The following is a 19,000-nucleotide window of genomic DNA, read 5'->3' on the forward strand; positions in this document are numbered from 1 at the left end:
GTTTTTCCCGACTATGAGAATTAAGACGTTACAAATCCTTGTGCTCGTACCGCTGAGCCCGGGCAACACGCTTCTTTGTCTCGACTCCATGGCGTGTGCCGTGGTACGGCATGAGTCAATTAACTGTTGAGATGTCGCCGACGACGCTCGCGCGCCGACGCGCTACGACCTCAAAACCTGTGGCGCATCCCGACCCGGGCGACGAGTTGATGGTTGTTCGACGAATCGCCGAGGCCGCCGATATCCGCTACCGCCGCCGCGCCCGTCGAGCTAGTGCCGCTTGCCGTCTGGAACGTGCCTTCCATGTAGACGTCCGTGCGTTTCGACAGAAGGTAGTCCAACACCAGCGAGAACTGATTGTACTTCTGGTCGCCGATGTCCCCGCGCACTGCGTTGCCCTTCGTGTAGTTGTACTCACCCGCCAGAAGCACCGCCGGCGTGAACCGATAGGACGCGTTCAATTCGAAGTCGTTGAAGGTCGCCGTCGCGCCGCCGAACGCACCGATATTCTGGTATTTCGTGTTCGAATACACCGCGCCGATCAGCGCCGGTCCGATCTGATAGCTGCCAGCCGCGGCGACGATCTGCAACGAATTCGCGGGTCTCGCCCCGAGATAACCCGAATTCAGCGAGTTGAAAGTCGTCGGGTTCACGTTGCCGTTCAAAATGGCGCCCGGCGCAGACGGGTTCTTGAAGTACTCGTACGCCACGCCGAGGCCGAGGCCGTCGTGGTTATAGTTCGCGCCCAATGTATAGCCGCTCGACTGCGAGATTTGACCGGCAATGCCGCCCAACGAGACCGTGCCGCCGAACTGTAAGCCACGGAAGTTGGGACTCGCGTATTTGATCGTGTTGTTCGCGCGGGAGGAGTGATTGACGTTGTCGATGTCGCCCGGATGTTCTGTGCTCGAGCCGCCATACGAGAGCGCAAAGCCGTAGCTACCGATGTAATCGTTGACGCTGTCGTACTGCCGCCCCAATGTGACCGTGCCGTAGCTCGCGCTGGAGATGCCCACGAACGCCTGGCGGCCGAAGGCCGTGTTGCCCTGGCCAAACGCGCCGTTGCTGACGTTGATACCGGATTCCAGCGTGAAGATCGCCTTCAGCCCGCCGCCCAGATCCTCGGCACCTTTCAAGCCCCACCGGCTGCCTTGCAAACCCGAATTGGAATCGACCTGAAACTGACGGCCGCCCACATTCTTTCCGTTGACTACGTTCTTGGCGTTGGTGTTGATCATCAATCCTTCGTCCAGAAGCCCGTACAGCGTGACACTGCTCTGTGCGCTCGCGTGCGTCGCACAAACAGCCAGTATCGGCAATGCTAGTAGTGACTTTTTCATTATGGCCTCCATTCTCTTTGGTATTCGGTTTTCAGTTGATTCACTGTATATGCACTACTAATTAATATATCGAATTACATATAGTTCTGAACTTGTCCTCCGTATCGACTGCCGGTTAAATCGATCTGCGTCAAAGCGGCACGCCGTGGCGTGCCGTTCGATCGCTCTCGCGCAAATTCAGGCGCGGAATGCGCCCTCGCTGGCCGGTTCGGTGTCGTCTGCCGAGTGGTCCCGCACGGTTCCCATGCGCATCAAACTAAACGTCGAAGCCACTAGATGCACGCAGCGTCTGGGTCTTGCTGCCGGTGAGGAGCTGGACGAAGGCACGTGCCAGTTCCGGGTTCGCGGCCTTGCTGCTGACGGCCGCCGAATAGACCGTCGACAGTTCGAATTCCTTGGGCAACAGCCCGACCAGCGAAACGCCCTGGGTATACATGATCTCGGTCACCTGAGTACAGCCGATCAGTCCCGGTTCGCTGCGTTGCGCCAGGTTCGCCATGGCCACCGCGCCGTTCGGAAATGGCCGGAGGAACGGCTCGACGTTGTCGTAGATACCCATCTTCCGCAACACAGCAACGAAATGAATGCCGGCGGTGGAGCGCAGCGGGTCGGGAAAGTAGACTCCCTTCGAGCGTTTCAAACTGGCGCTCAATTCCTCACTGTCGCCGATGGCCGGAAGCGGTTCGCCGGTGCGTACCGCGAGGCCGGTTTCGACACGTCCCAGCTCGGCGCACGAAGCGGATTCCACGCGTCCCATCTGGTCCAAATCCGCGATCATTTTCCCGGTCAGAATGATGACGTCGCAAGGCTCGTCGGCATCCAGCTTTTCGCGGATCGAGTGGACCGCGCCGAAGGTGCCGTTGAGACCGGCGCCCGTGTTCGTGCGGAATTCTTCCGCCAGTGCCTGAACAACACCTTTGGCCGCGCCGGCGCTCAAAATATTCAATTCCATAGTTACAGTGACTCCCGTCTGATTGGATTAATGGCCGAATGCCGCGATGATTCGCTCCGCGGTCAAGGGCAGGCTGGTTACTCTCACGCCGAGCGCATCGCGTACCGCATTACCAATGGCCGCCGCGGTCGGCCCCAGCGATGCCTCGCCCGCCCCACAAGCAGGTGCGTTCGACGGCACGATATCGACCTCGACAGCGGGAACTTCCGTGAACCGCAAGATTGGATAGGTTTCCCAACTATCGCTAGTGACGCGTTGCCGGTCGAATCGCACTTCTTCTTTCAAGGTCCAGCTCACAGCCTGTAGTGCACCGCCCTCGATCTGGTTGGCGACGCCATCTGGGTTGATGACGGTGCCCACGTCCACGGCAATGTTCAGTCTGGTGACCACGATCTGCACGCCTGCCTCGATGCGTGCCACCACCGCGCAGTACGCGCCGGAATTTTTATACCGTGCCACGGCCATGCCATAGCCGATGCATTCCTGCTTATCCCTTTCATGCCAGCCGGCGCGCAGCGTCGCGCGCTGCAGCACGGCTCGGGCGCGTGGATCCGACAAATGCCGCAGGCGCCATTCGAGCGGTTCACTGCGGGTCGCTTCGGCCAGGTCGTCGACAAACGACTCAAGCGCGAACACGTTGGCAAATGCCCCTAACGAACGCAACGACGAGGTTCGCAGCGGCATGCTCAGCACCCGGTGATTCACGATGTTCCACGCGGGAAAATCGTAGAACGGCACCGCATTACGCTCGGCACCACCGCCCGCGGCCAGCGGGGGATTGATTGCCACGGGCGCTTCGAACGGCGTCTCGAGATGCCAGGCGCCCAGCAACGCGGGAGTGTTGCCGCGACCCGGCCGCGTGCCATGACCGTTGCTCCAGACGCTATGCCGCCAGCCCACCACACGGTCGCCCGCATCGAGATCTGCCTCGAGTTCGATCACCATGGCAGGGCCATACGGCGCCCATGCCAGCTCGTCCGCCCGGCTCCACTGGACTCGAACGGGCTGGCCGCCCGCGGCGCGCGCCAGCCACGCGGCGTCGTATGCAACGTCGTCGGCCGCGTTGTGCCCATAACAGCCGGCGCCTTCCGCGTGCCGCACCACCACGGCCGATACCGGCATGTCGAAGCTCAACGCCAGGTCGGCGCGCAGATTGAAGATGCCCTGACTATGACTCCACACTTCCAGCCGTTCGCCGTCGAATCGGGCCAATGCGCACGAGGGGCCGATCGAGGCATGCGCCAGAAACGGCTTGTCGCAGGTCATCTTCAAGGTGCGTGCAACGTCGGGGGCGGCGCTTTGCCGGTTGGCCACCACGGTGGTTTCCACTGGTTGCTGCTTTAACCAGACGCTCAACTTCTGTTGTTCGGGAAGGGGCTCGCTGTGCTGCCAGCGGGCGTGCTGGCGCAGCTTGTCAATGGCTTCGACGGCGGCGCGCTGCGACGTGGCCAGCACGCCCACCAGCGAGCCGTCGCGTATCACTTGCACCACGCCTGACACCACGCGTGCTGCGCCATCGTCGAGCGCGAGCAGTGTCGCCGCGCGCGAGCCCGGACGCAGCACGCGTCCATGCAGCATGCCCGGCAACTCGATATCCTGGATAAATCGAGGAACCGCCAGGAATTTATCCGCGAGATCGTCGCGCGACACCGGCGCGCCCACGACGGTATAGGCGGCGGCCGCTTTCACGGTAATTGTGCAATCGACATCGACGTCGAACTGGACATCGCCGGCGATGGCCCAGTAACTCGCGATACCGCCGTGCGGCGCCTTGATTTCGCCGCGCTTCACCGCTAATTGATGCACCAGATCCGTGGACACCTGCAACAAACGCGCAGCACGTTCGAGCAGCAAAGCGCGGGCGTGCGCGCAGGCGTGTCGCAACGCGGTGCCGGAGTGTTGTATCGAAAGACTACCGGAGGTGACGGCCTCGTCGGGACTCGCCGCCGTGTTGGCCGGGCGCATGCGAATCTGGTCGATGCCGACATCCAGTTCTTCGGCAACGATCTGCGCGAGCGCCGTGACGATGCCCTGGCCGAACTCGACCTTGCCCGAAAACACGTCGACGTATCCCTCGCTGGAGAAGCGCAGCCACGCGCCAAGGCAAGGATTGGCGCGCAGACTCTGCGGCCGCTCGCTGACCAGTACGCCTGTCGCTTCGGCGGAGAAGGTGGTGCGAGAGTTCACGATGACGAGGCGGCACGCAGCACTGCGCGCACGATGCGATTATGGCTGCCGCACCGGCATAGATTGCGGTCCAGGGCCTCTCGAACCTGGGCGTCTGTCGGGTGCGGACAGCGCTCGAGCAGGGCCGCCGCTGCGATCAGCATGCCCGAGCTGCAGTAGCCGCATTGCGCGGCTTGCTCGGCGATGAACGCCCGCTGCAAGCGATGCGGTGCCCCCGGGTTGCCCAATCCTTCGACCGTGGTCACATGCTTGCCTGCCAGCGCCCAAAGCGGTGTGTCGCATGACGCCACCGCAAAACCGTCGACCAGGACGAAACACGCACCACACTGGTTTTCTCCACAGCCGAAACGCGTGCCTTTGAGCTTCAGTTCATCGCGAAGCACGTCGAGCAGACGCGTGTCGCCGTCCAGATCGAACCCATGGCCGGTCCCATTGACCGTAACCGGAATGCGCGTAGTCGCGGCCATGATCACTGGTCGACCTTCGCACCCGAAACCTTCACTACCTGCGCCCATTTTTTTATGTCGTCATTCATGAATTGCGTGAACTGAGTCGGATTCATCGACATCGTGTCGGCGCCCTGTTTCTGCCAGGACGCCTTGATCTGCGGCGTGGCGACGATCCGGGTCAGTGCGGCGTTGAGCTTGTCGACCACCGCGGGCGGCGTGCCTTTGGGCGCCATCAGGCCGAGCCAGATCACGGCGTTGTACTTAGGCACCCCAGACTGATCGACGGTTGGCAGATTCGGCAGCAGGTCCGAGCGCACCGTGCCGGTGGTGGCCAGCGCCTTGGCCTTGCCGCTGCTGATAAAGCCCGCCATGGTGGTCGTGGCATCGAACATCATGTCGACCTGGCCGCCGATTACGTCGGTACGTGCATTCGAGCTGCCCTTGTAAGGCACATGCAGGATCGAGACGCCGGCCATCTGTTTGAATAGCTCACCGGCCATGTGATAAGGCGTGCCGTAACCGGACGAGGCATACGACAGTTTGCCTGGTTCGCTCCTCGCCAGCTTGATCAGGTCGGCGACGCTATTCACGCCCAGACCCGGGCGTGTCACCAGCACCAGGTCGGAAGAATTGATGGGCGCCACGGGCACGAAATCGCTCATCAGCTTGAATGGCTTCCTCGTGTAGAGCGTTTCGTTGACGGTGTGCGTGTTGGAAATCAACAGCAGCGTATAGCCATCGGGCTTCGACTGCGCCACATACTCGGTGCCGATGATGGCGCCCGCGCCAGGCCGGTCGTCGACGATGAACGACTGCTTCAATTGAGCGCTGAGTTGTTGCGCGACGATGCGTGCGTATACGTCGGCGGACCCGCCTGCCGCGAATGGCACGATGATGGTGACCGGACGGCTCGGATAGTCGTCGGCTGCAAAGCTCGCGATCGATGTCAACGCCAGTGCGCCAAGCGTCAAGACTTGGCCCATGCACCGGCGAAAGGAGCGAGTGCTCCAACGATTGTTCATGACGTGCCTCCTGGTATTTATAGTCCGCGTCGCCACTGCGTGCGCAGTAACGACACGGCCGCCCGGCGTGGTGCGCACAAGCGCCGTGCTCATTGAAAAAGATGCCGCGCGCTATTTATCCAATGGTGTTGACAAGGGAGCCGAGGTGATCGATCTCGAGCTTCATGACATCGCCCTTCTTGAGGAACCTGGGGGGCTTGAACCCGATGCCGACGCCAGCGGGGGTGCCGGTGGCGATGACATCGCCGGGCAGCAAAGTCATGCCGGCCGAAAGGGTTTCGATGATAGTTGGGATATCGAAGATGAGGTCTTTGGTGTTGGCGTTCTGGCGCAGTTCGTCGTTGATCCAGCAACGCACGTTCAGATTGGCGCTATCGATACCCTGGGCGGAAACCAGGTAGGGGCCCATCGGACAGAAGGTATCCAATGACTTGCCGATGAACCATTGACGATGCTTTTGCTGGAGGTCGCGCGCTGTGACGTCGTTGACGATGGTGTAGCCCCACACGTACTGAAGGGCATTCGCCCTGGAAATGCCTATGCCAGGCTTACCGATGACGACAGCGAGTTCGACCTCATAGTCGAGCTGGGACGTGAGGTGCTCGAAGGCTTTGACGGTGGCGCGATGCGCGACCACGGTAGAAGCGGGCTTGGTGAAGACCACGGGCGCGGGCGGAGCGACCTCGCCTTGCTGGGCGGACGTGTCAAAACCGGATTGACTGAACTCCCTCGCATGTTCGTGATAGTTCTTGCCGACGCAGAAGATGTTACGGCGCACCTCGAGCGGGGCGAGCAGCTCGTGGGTACCGACGGCTTGCCAGCGATCAGTGCGTTGCACGGCGGCGGCGAACTGCTGGTCCGGCAACGAAACCTGGGCGATGAGATCGATCATGTCACCGTCAAAGCCGGGCAGAAGGTGACGAACCTCGACGAAGCGTTGCAGGTCGTCGGCGATGACGACCGGGACGTGACGCCGGTCGATAAGCAGGGAAGCAAAGCGCATCAAATCTCCTATTGGTTACTATTGGTTTTAATATATCCCAAACAAAACCATTCTACAAGACCCGTCCGCCCAGTAAACTAGCTTCTTTCCGCGTTGTGATGAAAAACAAGCAACCTAGATTGGGAATCGGTTTAACCAATTGCAACCAATATATCGCAGCTCAGACCAGCGTGTTGTCGGTGACGGTGGCTGGTTTCGTCGCGTGCAATGAGCGGCGTTGGGCAGCGCGTTTTCTCATGCCGCGCACCCAAAAAAACAGTTGCACCAGGACGAGCAGAGCACTGCAGGCGATGAAAAAGGCGCTGATCGGGCGATCGATGAAGACTGCCAGGTCTCCGCGCGAGAGCAACATCGCGCGCCGGAAATACTCTTCGACCATCGGTCCGAGCACGTAACCGAGCAGGATCGGCGCGACCTGAAAATCAAGCGCGGCGAAGATGGCGCCGACCACGCCGAACACCAGCACTTCGCCAACCTCGAACAGACTGTTGTTGGTGCTGTACACGCCCACTGCAATGAAAAACAGTGCCGACGGATACAGATAGCGATAAGGCACCCGCAACAGCTTCACCCAGACACCGATCAGCGGCACGTTCAGAATCACCAGCAGAACATTGCCGATCCAGAAGCTGGCGATGAGCCCCCAGAACAGGTCGGCGTGCTCGGTGATCAACTGCGGACCTGGCTGGATACCCTGGATCAACAGCGCGCCGAGGATCAGCGCCATCACGGCGTCGCCCGGAATGCCCAGACTCATGGTTGGAATGAAGTCGACCTGGGTCTTGGAATGCGACGCGGCCTCCGGCGCAGCGACGCCCTCGAGGGCGCCGCGGCCGAACCGTTCGGGTGATTTGGAGAGCTTTTTCTCGGCCGCGTAAGCGAGGAACGTGGTGATGGTAGGACCGGTGCCCGGCATCGCGCCGAACAACGTACCGATGAGCGTGCCGCGCACCATCGGCAAGAACGCTTGCCTGAGCTCGGCCATGCTGGGTCGCATGTCGCGCAAACGTACCTTCGTGCCGCTACCCACCGACTCCATGCGATTGACGTTGCGCAAAAATTCCGCCACACCGAACAGGCCGAGCGCCAGCGCCACCAGTTCGACCTTGTCGGAAAGCTGTGGCAGACCGAAGGTCAGGCGCATCACACCGCTGTTGACGTCTGTGCCGGCAATGCCGATCAGCAGTCCCACCGCCGTCATCGCCACTCCCTTGAGCGCCGAGCCCCGGGACATGGTGCCACCGGCCAGCAGGCCCAGTAGCATGATCGAAAACAGTTCGGCCGGCCCAAACTTGAAAGCCACGCTGACCAGTAGCGGCGAGGCGAAAACCATCACAACGATGCCGAACGACGCCGCGAAGAATGAAGCCAGCATGGCGATGCCCAGTGCCGTGCCGCCTTTGTTCTGTCTGGTCATGGGATAACCGTCCAGACAGGTCACCGCGTGCGGCGGATGACATGGCAGGTTGAGCAGGATCGCACCGATCGCGCCGCCGTATTGAGAACCGTAGAAGATACCCGCCAGCATCAGGATGGCGGGAATCGGATGCATCGTATAGGTCAGCGGCAGCAACATCGAAATGGCCGACAACGCGCCCATGCCCGGCAGCACACCGATCAGGTTGCCGATCAACACGCCGACGAACGACCACATCAGGTTGTGGGGCTGAAGCGCGACACCGAAGCCTTGCATCAAGTCCAATAGAGATTGACTCATCATGATTCAACCCCAGGATAGCAATGGAAACTGCAGTTTCAACGCCCACCAGAACACGACGGTGCAGATCGCACACATCGCGGCGGCGAGAATGAGCGCGCTGACCCAGGTGTTGTCCCGGTCCCCGAGTGCCGAAATGAACACGATCGCGAAGGTGGCGGGTAACAGGCCGCCGTATCGGCCCAGCACGACGAAGGCGGCAATGCCTATCACGATGCAGCACCAGGCGCGCCATTCTGGCGGCGGCGCCGGTTCCGCAGTGGCATGGGCGTCAGGGGCTTTGGCAGAAAATGCGATTGCGAGGCCGCACAGGACGAGAACGGTCCCCACTGCCACAGGGAAGAATCCCGAGCCCATGTGACTCAGGCTGCCCACGTTATAGCCAAGCCCGGCATAGACCGAGCCGAGACCGAGCACGAGCATCAGGGCGCCCGCATAGAGATCTTTGTTATAGCGATGCAGAAACCCGAATGCATGCGCCGTCTTGGTACTCACTTTACTTGTCTCCTGTAATTTGCCTTCGCGCCGGTTCTTTCCGGAGCTTGGGTACTGCTAAAACGCTGTCTTTTTCGGCGTAGCGATTCACCTTCATTTTTTTAGGGTTGCCACGACCTGGTTTGTCCGGTTGCCCTACGCAACGGGTTCAACGGAGCTTTCCCGCTGCTTCGCTGACGGGTCAAAGGTCCTTTGTGCGACGGTATTGAGAGGGACTCAGGCATCCGCGGTCGGGTCATGACATCGCGTGTCTTGAGGAATGACGGGACTTGAGATAAGGCGGCAGGTGGCGAACCTCGACGGCGCTGTGGAGCGGCGACAACGACACAGACTTGACGGTGGTCAACGAGCAGGGAAACAACGCGCACGAGATTTCCTATTGGTTCAATTTGGTTTAAAATAAACCCAAACGGAGCCATGCTAGCAATCGAATGTTTTCTCGTCAATCCACGAAGTGACCGTGGCCGGCGGCCTTGATCACGTTGGAGCTGTTGCCAGCACATCTTGGTTTGTGCTGGGCGCATTCGATTGCGAACGGTGATACCGGGGTGGCGAAAACCGGGCACATCTGGCGGCGCGCGCGTGTGAAACCAATTTGTACCAACCTTGCAGTCATTGCCTTATGATTCGTGGAACCCGTTACAGCTTTTTTATCCAATGCCCGAACATCCCGTTTCAGATCCGGTTTACACGCTCAAGGAAGCGCTGCTGTCCAACCTCCGCGATGGCCGTTGGCATGCGGGCGAACGCTTGCCCACCGAGCGGCAGATGAGCGAGGCCTACGCGGTCGGCCGCTCGACTGTGCGACGCGCGCTGGCGCAGATGAAAGACATGGGTCTGATCACCCAGACCGTGGGCAGCGGTACTTACGTGGCCGAGGATATTGAGCAAAAAATACCCAAGGCAGCCGAGCCACAAACTGTAGTAAGCCCTGCCGAGCTGATGGACGCACGGCTGATTTTCGAGCCGGGCCTGATCGACCTGGTGGTGCGCAATGGCACACCGGCCGATTTTGCAGCGATGGAAGCTTGTTGCCTGAGCGCGGAGCGGTCAAAGACGCTCGAGGAGTTCGAGCGTTGGGACGCCGAGTTTCATCACAAGATCGCGGAGGCCGCGCACAACAATTTCATGATCAGCGTCTTCAATCTGATTCTGAAAGTCCGCGAACATGGCGAATGGGGCTTGTTAAAAAAACGCAGCCTTACGCCTGAGCGAAGGCTCGCTTATCAGCGCGAGCACCGGCAATTGCTGGCAGCGCTCAAGGAACGCGATGCGGCCAGTGCACGCGATTTCATGGTCGCGCACCTGGTGAACGTACGGCACAATCTTTTCGACTTTTGACACGTGGCGGACAGTCTCGATCCGGCGAGCTTCAGCCGCCGGCGAGTTCACTCAGCGGGTGCCCATTTCATGCTGGTTCACGGGCATGACAACTTGTTTCTCCACCACCGCCGGCGCCGTCTCGCGCATGGACAACGCGCACAAGCTGGAGACGACTCCAAGCAGTGAAAACATGATGGCAGGTCCCATCCAGCCAACGACGCCAAACAGTCCGGTGGCGATGAACGGCAGCAGTCCCGCCACGACCGACGCCCCGTTGTAGCCAAGCGAAATCCCTGACGAGCGCACATTGGCGGGAAACTGCTCGGAGAACCAACTGGATTCGACGGCAAAGATAGGATCGTGGCTGAACAGCAGCGACAGCGATACCGCCGTAATGACCATGACGCCCGCGCCAGTGTTGATCAACAGGAACATCGGCACGCCGAAGATGATCGTGAACAATGAGCCAAACAGGAAAAGCGGGCGTCGTCCCAGTCTGTCACTCAACGCGCCGTACAACAGATGGCTGCCGAGACCGATGGCCGAGCCGATCATCGTCCCCCACAGCACGTTCTCTTTGCTCGTCACATGCGCCAGCATCACGTACGACAGCATGAAGCTGGTCGTGATGTAATAGCCCCCCGTTTCCGCCAGGCGCAATCCGATGATCTTCAGGATCATCCGCCAGTCGCTGCGGATCACCTGCAGCGCGGGCTGCTTGACGATCGTGTCGCTGGCCTTGATGGCCTCGAATGCAGGCGACTCCTTGACGCTCAAACGGATGAAAATGCCAATCGCCACCATCGCGAATGACACAAGGAACGGCGCCCGCCATACCCAGTTTCCTTCAAACAGATGCGACGACAGCAGGAACGCACCGTTGGCGAGCAGCAGTCCGAGCGGAATTCCAACCTGTGGCACAGCGCCGAAGAAGCCTCGACGTCTAGCCGGAGCATGCTCACACGCCATCAACACCGCCCCGCCCCATTCGGCGCCGAAGCCGATGCCTTGCACCATTCGCAACACAATCAGCAGGACCGGCGCCAGCACGCCGGCCTGCTCGTAGGTCGGCAACGCGCCGATCAGCACCGTTGCGGCTCCCATCGCGAGCAGCGACCAGAACAGCACGGTCTTGCGACCCAAACGATCACCGAAATGGCCAGCAAGGTAGCCGCCGAACGGACGCATCAGGAAGCCGACAGCAAGCGTGGCGAACGCCGCGAGAATGCCAATGATCGGATCGTTGGTATGAAAAAATATCTTGCCGAACCATCCGGCGGCGGCGGTGCCGTAGATGAAGAAGTCATAACTTTCCACCGCCGAACCGATCATCGAGGCAAAGGAGACCTTGATCGGGTTGTCCCTCGCGGCAAGCGTCGTAGTAGAGGTACTCATGGCAGTTGTCTCCGGATCGTTTTATTAAGTCAGAAATCGTGCCGTGCCGAGGCGACGGCCATTGCGCGCCAGTCTCTCAGCGCCAGGTTTCGATCACGCGGCTATCGTCCCGTGTGCCGAGGCCGGCGTCGGCAGCCTGGTGGTAGCGGGTATTGGCCACTGCGAGCAGCGGTACGTCCGCGCCGCAACCCTCAGCCGCGGCTGCAACCAGATCGCTGTCCTTGACGAAAATATTGATCGCGCTTGTCACGTTGACGTCGGTGCCGGCCAACATCCTCGGCCCGCGATCGGACAACATCCACGAACCCGCCGCGCCTTTCTCGATCAGTTCGAGCACCGCGGCAGGCTCGAGGCCGAGCGAACTGGCCAGATGCAAGGCCTCGGCGGCGGCAACGATATGCACCGAGCACAAATGCTGGTTCACCACCTTGATGCTCTGACCGTCGCCGAGGTTTTCGCCCGTAACGCGCACGCTGCCCATTGCATCGAGCACCGGACGCAACGCGCTGATGTCGTCCTGGTTGCCGGCGGCAAAGATGACCAATTCGCCCGTCCTCGCCCGCGCGACGCCGCCCGTCACGGGCGCATCGACCACACGCGCACCCGCCTCGCGCAACCGCGCTCCCTGTTCACGCACGCTCACCGGGCCGACGGTCGACATGATGATCCAGCGCTGCCCGGCCACTGCTTCGCTTACGCCGTCGATCAACGAAGCCAGTTGCGCAGGCGTTGCGACCATGGCGACAACGACCTCGGCGGCCGGTGCCGCATCGAACAGGCCGACGGCGTCGAGGCCGCTTGCTCGCGCGACGTCGCGCGCATGGCTCGAAAGATCGACGCCCGTCACGCTATGGCCCGCGTTTTGAACTTGCAACGCCATCGGCAGACCGATCGCACCGATACCCACAAAGGTTACCTTCATCATGTCCGCCTACTTGAGCCAGTGTTTTATGTTCCCGACGATCGATGAAGTCGAGATGCCATAGCGGTCGTGCAGCGTCGGGAGGGCACCCGCGTCGAGGAACTGATCGGGAAGCGCGATTTGCCGGAACTCGGGCATAACACGCGCGCGCATCAGCGCGATGGCGACGGCTTCGCCAAGCCCGCCGATACAGCTATGGTTCTCCGCAACGATCACGAGCCGGCCCGGCCGTTTGCATTGTTCGATGATGGTGGCTTCGTCGAGCGGTTTGATCGTCGGGACGTGCAACACGGCGACGCTGGCCGATCCGTCATCCAGCGCCTGCGCGGCTTCGAGCGCGCGCATGGTCATGATGCCGGACGAGACGATCAGCACATCGGCGCCGTCGCGCAGCAGCTTGGCTTTGCCCAGTTCGAACGTGTAGTCGTAGTCGTCGAGCACGACCGGCACCTTGCCACGCAACAAGCGCATATACACGGGGCCGTTATGGGCCGCAATCGCGGCGACAGCTTGCTCGGTATCGAGCGCGTCGCACGGATCGACGATGGTCAGTCCCGGAATGCCGCGCATCAGCGCGATATCTTCGGTTGCCTGGTGGCTCGGACCATAGCCCGTCGTCAGCCCCGGTAAAGCGGCGCATATCTTGACGTTGAGGTTCTCCTCGGCAATCACCTGATGGATGAAATCGTAGGCGCGGCGGGTCGCGAACACCGCGTAGGTCGTAGCGAACGGAATGAAGCCCTCCTTGGCCATGCCGCCCGCCGCGCCCATCAGAAGCTGCTCAGCCATGCCCATCTGGAAAAAGCGCTTGGGAAACGCGTTTGCGAAAATGTGCAGGTCCGTGTACTTCGACAGATCGGCGGACATGCCCACGATATTCGGACGCTTCTCGGCCTCGGCCACGAGCGCATGTCCAAACGGCGCCGGGCGTGTGCTTTGCCCTTCCGATGCGATCGACGCTATCATCGCGGACGTGGTCAAACGGGGCTTCTTTTCAGTGACGGCGCTCATGAGCGATCTCCTTGCGTGTGGTTCTGATCGAGCACGGCAATCGCTTGCTGCCACTCTTCCTGATCTACGCGGATGAAGTGATTCTTCTCGCGTGCTTCGAGAAACGGCACACCCTTGCCCATCAGCGTGTCGCAGAGAATTACCCGCGGCTTCTCATCAGTCAGCGCACGCGCCCGATCGAATGCGCCGATCACAGCGTCGAGATCGTTGCCGTCCACACGTTCAACGTGCCAGCCGAAAGCCAGCCATTTGTCCACGAGCGGTTCGAACGCGAGGATGTCGTGCGAGGGACCGTCCGCCTGCTGACGGTTGATATCGACGAGCACGATCAGGTTGGAAAGCCGATGATGTGCTGCGGAGAGCGCCGCTTCCCACGTCGCGCCTTCGTCGAGTTCGCCGTCGGACATCGAGTTGTAGACGAAGGCAGGATTGCCTTTGAGGCGCAGGCCGAGCGCCATGCCCACGGCGATCGTCATGCCTTGACCGAGCGAGCCGCCTGACATTTCCATACCCGGTGTGTAGGTCGCCATGCCCGACATGGGCAGGCGGCTGTCGTCCGAGCCATAGGTTTCAAGTTCGGTCTCCTCGATGATGCCGGCTTCGATCAGCGCGGCATAAAGGGCGATCGCATAGTGTCCGTGCGACAGCAGGAACCGGTCGCGCTCTTCCCATTCGGGATCGTCCGGACGAATTTTCATGGCGTGGCACCAGGCGACGGCGAGCACGTCGGCGAGGCCGAGTGCCTGGCCGATATAGCCTTGCCCCTGGACTTCGCCCATACGTAGAGCAAAGCGGCGAATCCGGTATGCGTGGTGCGCGAGGTTGGCGTGGGGATCGGCTGGCGTGTCGGCGGCCGCCCGCGTTGAGTCGGTGATGGGTGTCATGTCTCCGTCCTGGTACTTTTCGGAATGTCTGTGCCCGGTGCGCCGCCGTATCTGGCGGCGACAGGTGCGTTTCATTCATCAGTAGTCGATCAATTCGACGCAGAGCCAGAGTATCATTGGGTAAAACGGCCTGACAAAAGAAAGGATTGCACCTATTAATGAATGGAATTCACGCATGAAGTCGGTCCGCAAACTGCCGCTGCCATTCCTGCGCGTCTTCGAGGCGGCCGGTCGCACCGCGTCGTTCGCGACGGCCGCCGACGAACTCGATCTGTCGCCGAGCGCGGTGAGCCACTCGATCCGCAAACTCGAAGAGACGTTGAATCTGCGATTGTTTCAGCGCAGTACGCGCGAGGTGAAACTCACCCGCGAGGGGGCGATCCTGCTTGAGCACGTGCAGCGAGGCATGGACGAGATGCGGCGCGGACTCGCGCTCGTCGCGACCGACGGACCGACTCCGCTGCGCCTGCACACGGCGCCTAGTTTCGCCACGCAGTGGCTGCTGCCCAGACTATCGGGTTTCGTCCGCGAAAATCCGAACATCGACTTGCGTTTTTCCGCGAGCACCGATTACGCGCGCTTCGAAAACGATGATTTCGACCTCGACATCGTGTACGGCGAGCCGAAGCCATCCGCGCATGAAAAGATTCCGCTAGCGCTGGAGAAGCTCACGCCGTTGTGCACGCCGGACCTTGCCGCGCAGATCCGCAGCCCCGAAGACCTGTATGCGCACACGCTAATTCAATGCGACGTCCAGATGTTCCAGTGGAGAGGCTGGTTTGAAGCTAACGATCTGAGCCCGCCCAGCCACTACGGCCTGCACTTCGACCGCAGTTCGATGGCTATCGCGGCGGCGGTCGACGGACTCGGCGTCGTGCTCGAATCGACGCTACTGGCCGATCGCGAATTGAAGAATGGGAAGTTGGCGTGCCCGCTGCTCGGGCGTACGCGTGAAGTGCCCTATGTCGGGCACTACCTCGTCTATCCGAAACGGGCTCACTATCACCAGGCGTTTGACACTTTCAAGACCTGGCTGCTCAAGGAGTTGAGAATCGATCACCCCGGTCTAGACGACGAGACAGAGTCTTGAGCGCCCTCTTCTTCGCATGCATACGCCGCTCAGCGTCGCAGTGGTCGGTGTCTCTTCGTGGACGGCAAACGTAACCGGTCGTGGTCTTCGAGATCACGCTCCACGAACCGGAACTGATGGCCCGGATGCAATCCGTGCGCGTGCCCCGCACACTGCCTGTTGTGCGCGGCCGCAGATGAAGTGTGGCGGCTGATCGCCGCAACGGGCAACGTCAAGCATCAGACGGCCCTTTCGGTCGTCTATGGCACTGGAAGACATTTCATTGTTGAAACGCCCCCGACCGACTGGCGCGACCAGCAGGCCCTCGGCTTCGCTCGTGCGGCGCAGGCGCTTTCGATCAGCAGATTTGGCACCGGGCCATGGCCAGACGATGAGTTGAAGAAGCAGGCATCGTGGCAATACCGTCATTTCTACGGTGCGAGATAGGCCCGTCGTCGTCGACGTATTCCCCGGTGCCGTTTAGCAAGCGAGCGATTGTCTGAGGTCGAGCCGGATGGCTATTCCGGGCGACGACGCGGCTGACATGACCCGCGCACGAGGGTCCGCGGTCTGGGACGGAGCCCATGTTCGAACGTCCGGGGTGAAAGCGTGGGTCAACGTTCGTAGCTGACCGAACTCGGTCCGAGACATACCTCGAACGTTGAAAAGGAGAGCCGTGGGGTGGTCTGCAGCCCACGGGATCAGCGCTGCGCTGCAATGCGACGCGCGGTTGCTGCGCGCTAAGTCTGAGGAGGTCCGTAGTGGCTCCGGAGGCTTCTCACTTGGGCTGCAACTGCTTGCACTCCGTTTCGAACCAATGGTCGACCAGGCGCTGCGCCGCGTGTAGATTCGCTGGGTAGTGTGGGTCGTCGTGCCACGGTGACGGGTTGTAGCCCGCTTTCCTCAGGGCCGAAAGCTCGCTTTGGTGTTGCGACTTCGTCCGGGGCGCGTTGCTTCTAATCTCGGCCAGGTCACGGCACTCCGTTGGGCTCAGATGTGGCCCGCTATGTGGCGCGCCGGCGGCATATCCAGTCAGCAGGAGCGCCAACGCAGCAAGCGCCGAGCAGTTTCTCGCGAGGTTTTCCATAGCGCATCTCCACGGGTCCGATTGGTGCGACGCGGACGGTGCGATGCCGCCGGTCGCGCGTGACTTCCGCGTTTATTTTGCCTTAGTCCAGTCACTGAAAGAAGGCGCACTGTACAAAGCGACGATCGCCGATCGAGAGTTTTGTGCGAAAGGCATCGACCAACCCGTTGCCGCCGCTCAGCCACAAGCGGCGCGGAAGGCACTTTCCACGGTACAACGGCCATTCATCCTGCCTTGCTGACTGGCGCGGGGATCGGCCAACTTCGACATTCGGAGGTGGCCAACAGCCAAGGTTTGCCAGCTCCTCGCTCCGGGAATGTCATCCGGGTTCCATGCCGCATTGACACTCGTTAGGTGGATGCTCAGCTTACCCGACGACGGGGCATCCTTAGCTGGTTATGTGTCGTTTCCCAAAATGAGGCAGCTTTCTGCCGAACTATTGATAGGACGCCGCGGCTCGCCAGAGCAGCAGACCGAGTACGAGCACTACGGTCACCCAATACTCAGTCAGTAACACAATCTCAACATTTAGGCGGGCCAGTTGCTGCGTCCCCAGTTGATCAAGTTGATCATGTCGACGCCGCTGGCAAGCGCATTGTCCCGGTCGTCGCCGAACGTGCCGCCCGAGGACACGACGCCGCAAAGGCGAACATGGCCGTCGTCGAACCAGGAGAAGAACGGGCCGCCGGAGTTGCCGTGGTTGAGGCTCGCCTCAGTTTCGATGATTTGCCCGTCGTCGTCTTCGTAGTCGTCCTCCATGCTTTGATTCAATTGCACCGCGGGGCGCGTCCCGCCGCCCACATCGTCAGGGTAGCCGATGTTGGCCCAAACCTGCATGCCGCGCCAGTCATCATTGAAGGTGGTGGCCCCCAAAAAGCCGAGTCGCTGGCCGAGCGGCTCAAACAGCCGGCATAGCATGAAGTCGTGCCCGACGACGTAGTCGTCGTCGCTGTCGGCGTCGTAATGGCGAAGATCACTAACGTTACTTGACCCGAACGGAGCATTAGGATTGGTCGCGCCGTCAAAGTGAGGCGAGAACGTCATCCACCAGCTTCCCCGATTAATGCTGGCGCTCGGACGCATGTGATGCGCGGTGAGCATGAGTCGATCGCCGATGAGCACGCCCGAGCCGGAATTGCCATCGCTGGTCGTCACCCGCCCAGTCAAGTTCCACGGCCAGCTGCTATCCGTGAGCAGGTGCCGGGCGTCGCCGGGAAACACCACAAGCGGCGTGTAGTCGCCCTTGGGCCCGCGCAACCGCACCTGCCTTCGGACGATCCGTTCGATAAGCGGCCGAGTGCGGACCTGCGCGTCGACTGGGATGAACCCGTCAAGTTGGTATGGGATGCGCTCGTCGCGCGCGGGCCGTCGCAAAGTGCCGACGGTGAGGCCGGTGCGTTGCGTGGTCGTCGCGCGATGGATGTCAAACTCGATGCGCCACCGGTCGCCATCGCGGTAGATCGTCGTCTTTGGTTCGGGAGCGCTCGAACTCGTGACGTCAACGGAGATCTGAAGACCATAGTGCCGGCCATCACGGTCGAATTCGGACGCTCTAGCATTAAGCTCCTTGCCAGTCAGAGGTCGGTGGTTCAAATTGTGCTTCTCGGTCTTCGTTGGTGGACACGCGTCGTCGCTTACTGCAGCGCTAGCCACTTCGGCGATCTTGGCCAAGGCCGCTTTTAGTTTTTCAATATCAGTCATGGCTGCCTCCAGAAAGCGGCATTGGTTGCCGCCTTAATGTTTGAGGATCTTAAGGACGGCCAAGACTCCGTCTGTACGCTAGTACACACAAGGGCGGACGGGCTTTATCCGCAGTGGCTTCGCGGATGCGTTGCCAGAAGGCGGTCAGGAAAATTCTGCATAATCGCCTCCGGTTGTGCTTGCAATGAATCGTCGAGCCAGCGAGGACTTAGCGCATGAAACAGACTGACCTTGGACTGAACTTGTCGATGAATCGCACCCGCAAGTGCGAATTCCTGGACGACATGAACCGGGTCGTGCCGGGGGCCGATCTGGTGATGCTGATTGCCCTCGTATGCCCGAGAAGGCAAGCCTAGTCGTCCGCCGTTCGCGGTGGAGGCGATGCTGCGCATTTGGGCGGCGTATGCGCTAGCGGACACCGGCACGCCGGCGGCCATTCTGGG

General features: G+C 60.9%; 16 protein-coding genes and 2 pseudogenes. 4 read left to right on the top strand and 14 right to left on the bottom strand.

Going from position 1 to position 19,000, the window contains the following annotated elements; genetic code table 11:
• Nucleotides 1–170: 170 nt before the first annotated feature.
• From RI103_RS35585 to RI103_RS35620, 8 genes are all read right to left on the bottom strand, one after another.
• Nucleotides 171–1,340, bottom strand: a complete 1,170-nt coding sequence (locus tag RI103_RS35585; RefSeq protein WP_310818752.1) for a porin — start codon at nucleotides 1,338–1,340, stop codon at nucleotides 171–173.
• 256 nt (nucleotides 1,341–1,596) lie between these two features.
• On the bottom strand, nucleotides 1,597–2,277 hold the full coding sequence (locus tag RI103_RS35590) for a substrate-binding domain-containing protein (protein ID WP_310818753.1): 681 nt from the start codon (nucleotides 2,275–2,277) through the stop codon (nucleotides 1,597–1,599).
• A 42-nt stretch (nucleotides 2,278–2,319) separates the two neighbouring features.
• On the bottom strand, nucleotides 2,320–4,479 hold the full coding sequence (locus RI103_RS35595; protein WP_310818754.1) for a molybdopterin cofactor-binding domain-containing protein: 2,160 nt from the start codon (nucleotides 4,477–4,479) through the stop codon (nucleotides 2,320–2,322).
• Nucleotides 4,476–4,946, bottom strand: a complete 471-nt coding sequence (locus RI103_RS35600) for a 2Fe-2S iron-sulfur cluster-binding protein (protein ID WP_310818755.1) — start codon at nucleotides 4,944–4,946, stop codon at nucleotides 4,476–4,478. Before RI103_RS35600 ends, RI103_RS35595 begins: the two co-directional genes overlap by 4 nt.
• A 2-nt stretch (nucleotides 4,947–4,948) precedes the next feature.
• Entirely contained in the window at nucleotides 4,949–5,911 is a 963-nt protein-coding gene (locus RI103_RS35605) for a tripartite tricarboxylate transporter substrate binding protein (protein ID WP_310818756.1), read from the bottom strand.
• 154 nt (nucleotides 5,912–6,065) lie between these two features.
• Complete coding sequence (locus RI103_RS35610; RefSeq protein WP_310818757.1) at nucleotides 6,066–6,953, bottom strand: fumarylacetoacetate hydrolase family protein; 888 nt, start codon at nucleotides 6,951–6,953, stop codon at nucleotides 6,066–6,068.
• Nucleotides 6,954–7,113: 160 nt separating this feature from the next.
• A complete protein-coding gene (locus RI103_RS35615) occupies nucleotides 7,114–8,673 on the bottom strand; it encodes a tripartite tricarboxylate transporter permease (protein ID WP_310818758.1) in 1,560 nt (519 codons plus the stop codon).
• Between the two features lie 3 nt (nucleotides 8,674–8,676).
• Complete coding sequence (locus RI103_RS35620; RefSeq protein WP_310819384.1) at nucleotides 8,677–9,093, bottom strand: tripartite tricarboxylate transporter TctB family protein; 417 nt, start codon at nucleotides 9,091–9,093, stop codon at nucleotides 8,677–8,679.
• A 678-nt stretch (nucleotides 9,094–9,771) separates the two neighbouring features.
• Between RI103_RS35620 and RI103_RS35625 the strand changes: the two genes are divergently transcribed.
• On the top strand, nucleotides 9,772–10,506 hold the full coding sequence (locus RI103_RS35625) for an FCD domain-containing protein (RefSeq protein WP_310818759.1): 735 nt from the start codon (nucleotides 9,772–9,774) through the stop codon (nucleotides 10,504–10,506).
• Between the two features lie 51 nt (nucleotides 10,507–10,557).
• Here the strand turns inward: RI103_RS35625 and RI103_RS35630 are convergent, their stop codons facing one another.
• The 4 genes from RI103_RS35630 to RI103_RS35645 all read right to left on the bottom strand — a co-directional run bounded on the left by RI103_RS35630 (nucleotide 10,558) and on the right by RI103_RS35645 (nucleotide 14,700).
• Nucleotides 10,558–11,883 (bottom strand): MFS transporter, encoded by a 1,326-nt coding sequence (locus RI103_RS35630; protein WP_310818760.1) that lies wholly within the window; start codon nucleotides 11,881–11,883, stop codon nucleotides 10,558–10,560.
• 76 nt (nucleotides 11,884–11,959) lie between these two features.
• Entirely contained in the window at nucleotides 11,960–12,808 is an 849-nt protein-coding gene (locus tag RI103_RS35635; protein WP_310818761.1) for an NAD(P)-dependent oxidoreductase, read from the bottom strand.
• Nucleotides 12,809–12,814: 6 nt separating this feature from the next.
• Complete coding sequence (locus RI103_RS35640; protein WP_310818762.1) at nucleotides 12,815–13,816, bottom strand: transketolase family protein; 1,002 nt, start codon at nucleotides 13,814–13,816, stop codon at nucleotides 12,815–12,817.
• Nucleotides 13,813–14,700: a transketolase gene (locus tag RI103_RS35645; RefSeq protein ID WP_310818763.1), complete on the bottom strand. Its 888-nt coding sequence runs from the start codon at nucleotides 14,698–14,700 to the stop codon at nucleotides 13,813–13,815. Before RI103_RS35645 ends, RI103_RS35640 begins: the two co-directional genes overlap by 4 nt.
• 175 nt (nucleotides 14,701–14,875) lie before the next feature.
• On the opposite strand from RI103_RS35645, the gene RI103_RS35650 reads away from it, so the two are divergent.
• Together RI103_RS35650 and RI103_RS35655 are read left to right on the top strand one after the other, a co-directional pair.
• The gene (locus RI103_RS35650; RefSeq protein ID WP_310818764.1) at nucleotides 14,876–15,790 is read left to right on the top strand and encodes a LysR substrate-binding domain-containing protein; all 915 of its coding nucleotides are present in this window, start codon (nucleotides 14,876–14,878) and stop codon (nucleotides 15,788–15,790) included.
• Between the two features lie 86 nt (nucleotides 15,791–15,876).
• Nucleotides 15,877–16,042: pseudogene (locus tag RI103_RS35655) on the top strand (integrase); the annotation flags it as partial.
• A gap of 505 nt (nucleotides 16,043–16,547) precedes the next feature.
• Here the strand turns inward: RI103_RS35655 and RI103_RS35660 are convergent.
• Nucleotides 16,548–16,856: a DUF4148 domain-containing protein gene (locus RI103_RS35660; RefSeq protein ID WP_310818765.1), complete on the bottom strand. Its 309-nt coding sequence runs from the start codon at nucleotides 16,854–16,856 to the stop codon at nucleotides 16,548–16,550.
• A gap of 528 nt (nucleotides 16,857–17,384) precedes the next feature.
• Nucleotides 17,385–18,557, bottom strand: a complete 1,173-nt coding sequence (locus tag RI103_RS35665; RefSeq protein WP_310818766.1) for a serine protease — start codon at nucleotides 18,555–18,557, stop codon at nucleotides 17,385–17,387.
• 215 nt (nucleotides 18,558–18,772) lie between these two features.
• Between RI103_RS35665 and RI103_RS35670 the strand changes: the two are divergent.
• Nucleotides 18,773–18,950: pseudogene (locus RI103_RS35670) on the top strand (IS5/IS1182 family transposase); the annotation flags it as partial.
• Nucleotides 18,951–19,000 lie beyond the last annotated feature (50 nt).

Origin of the sequence: Paraburkholderia sp. FT54 (genome assembly GCF_031585635.1) — a bacterium.
Taxonomy (GTDB): Bacteria; Pseudomonadota; Gammaproteobacteria; order Burkholderiales; family Burkholderiaceae; genus Paraburkholderia.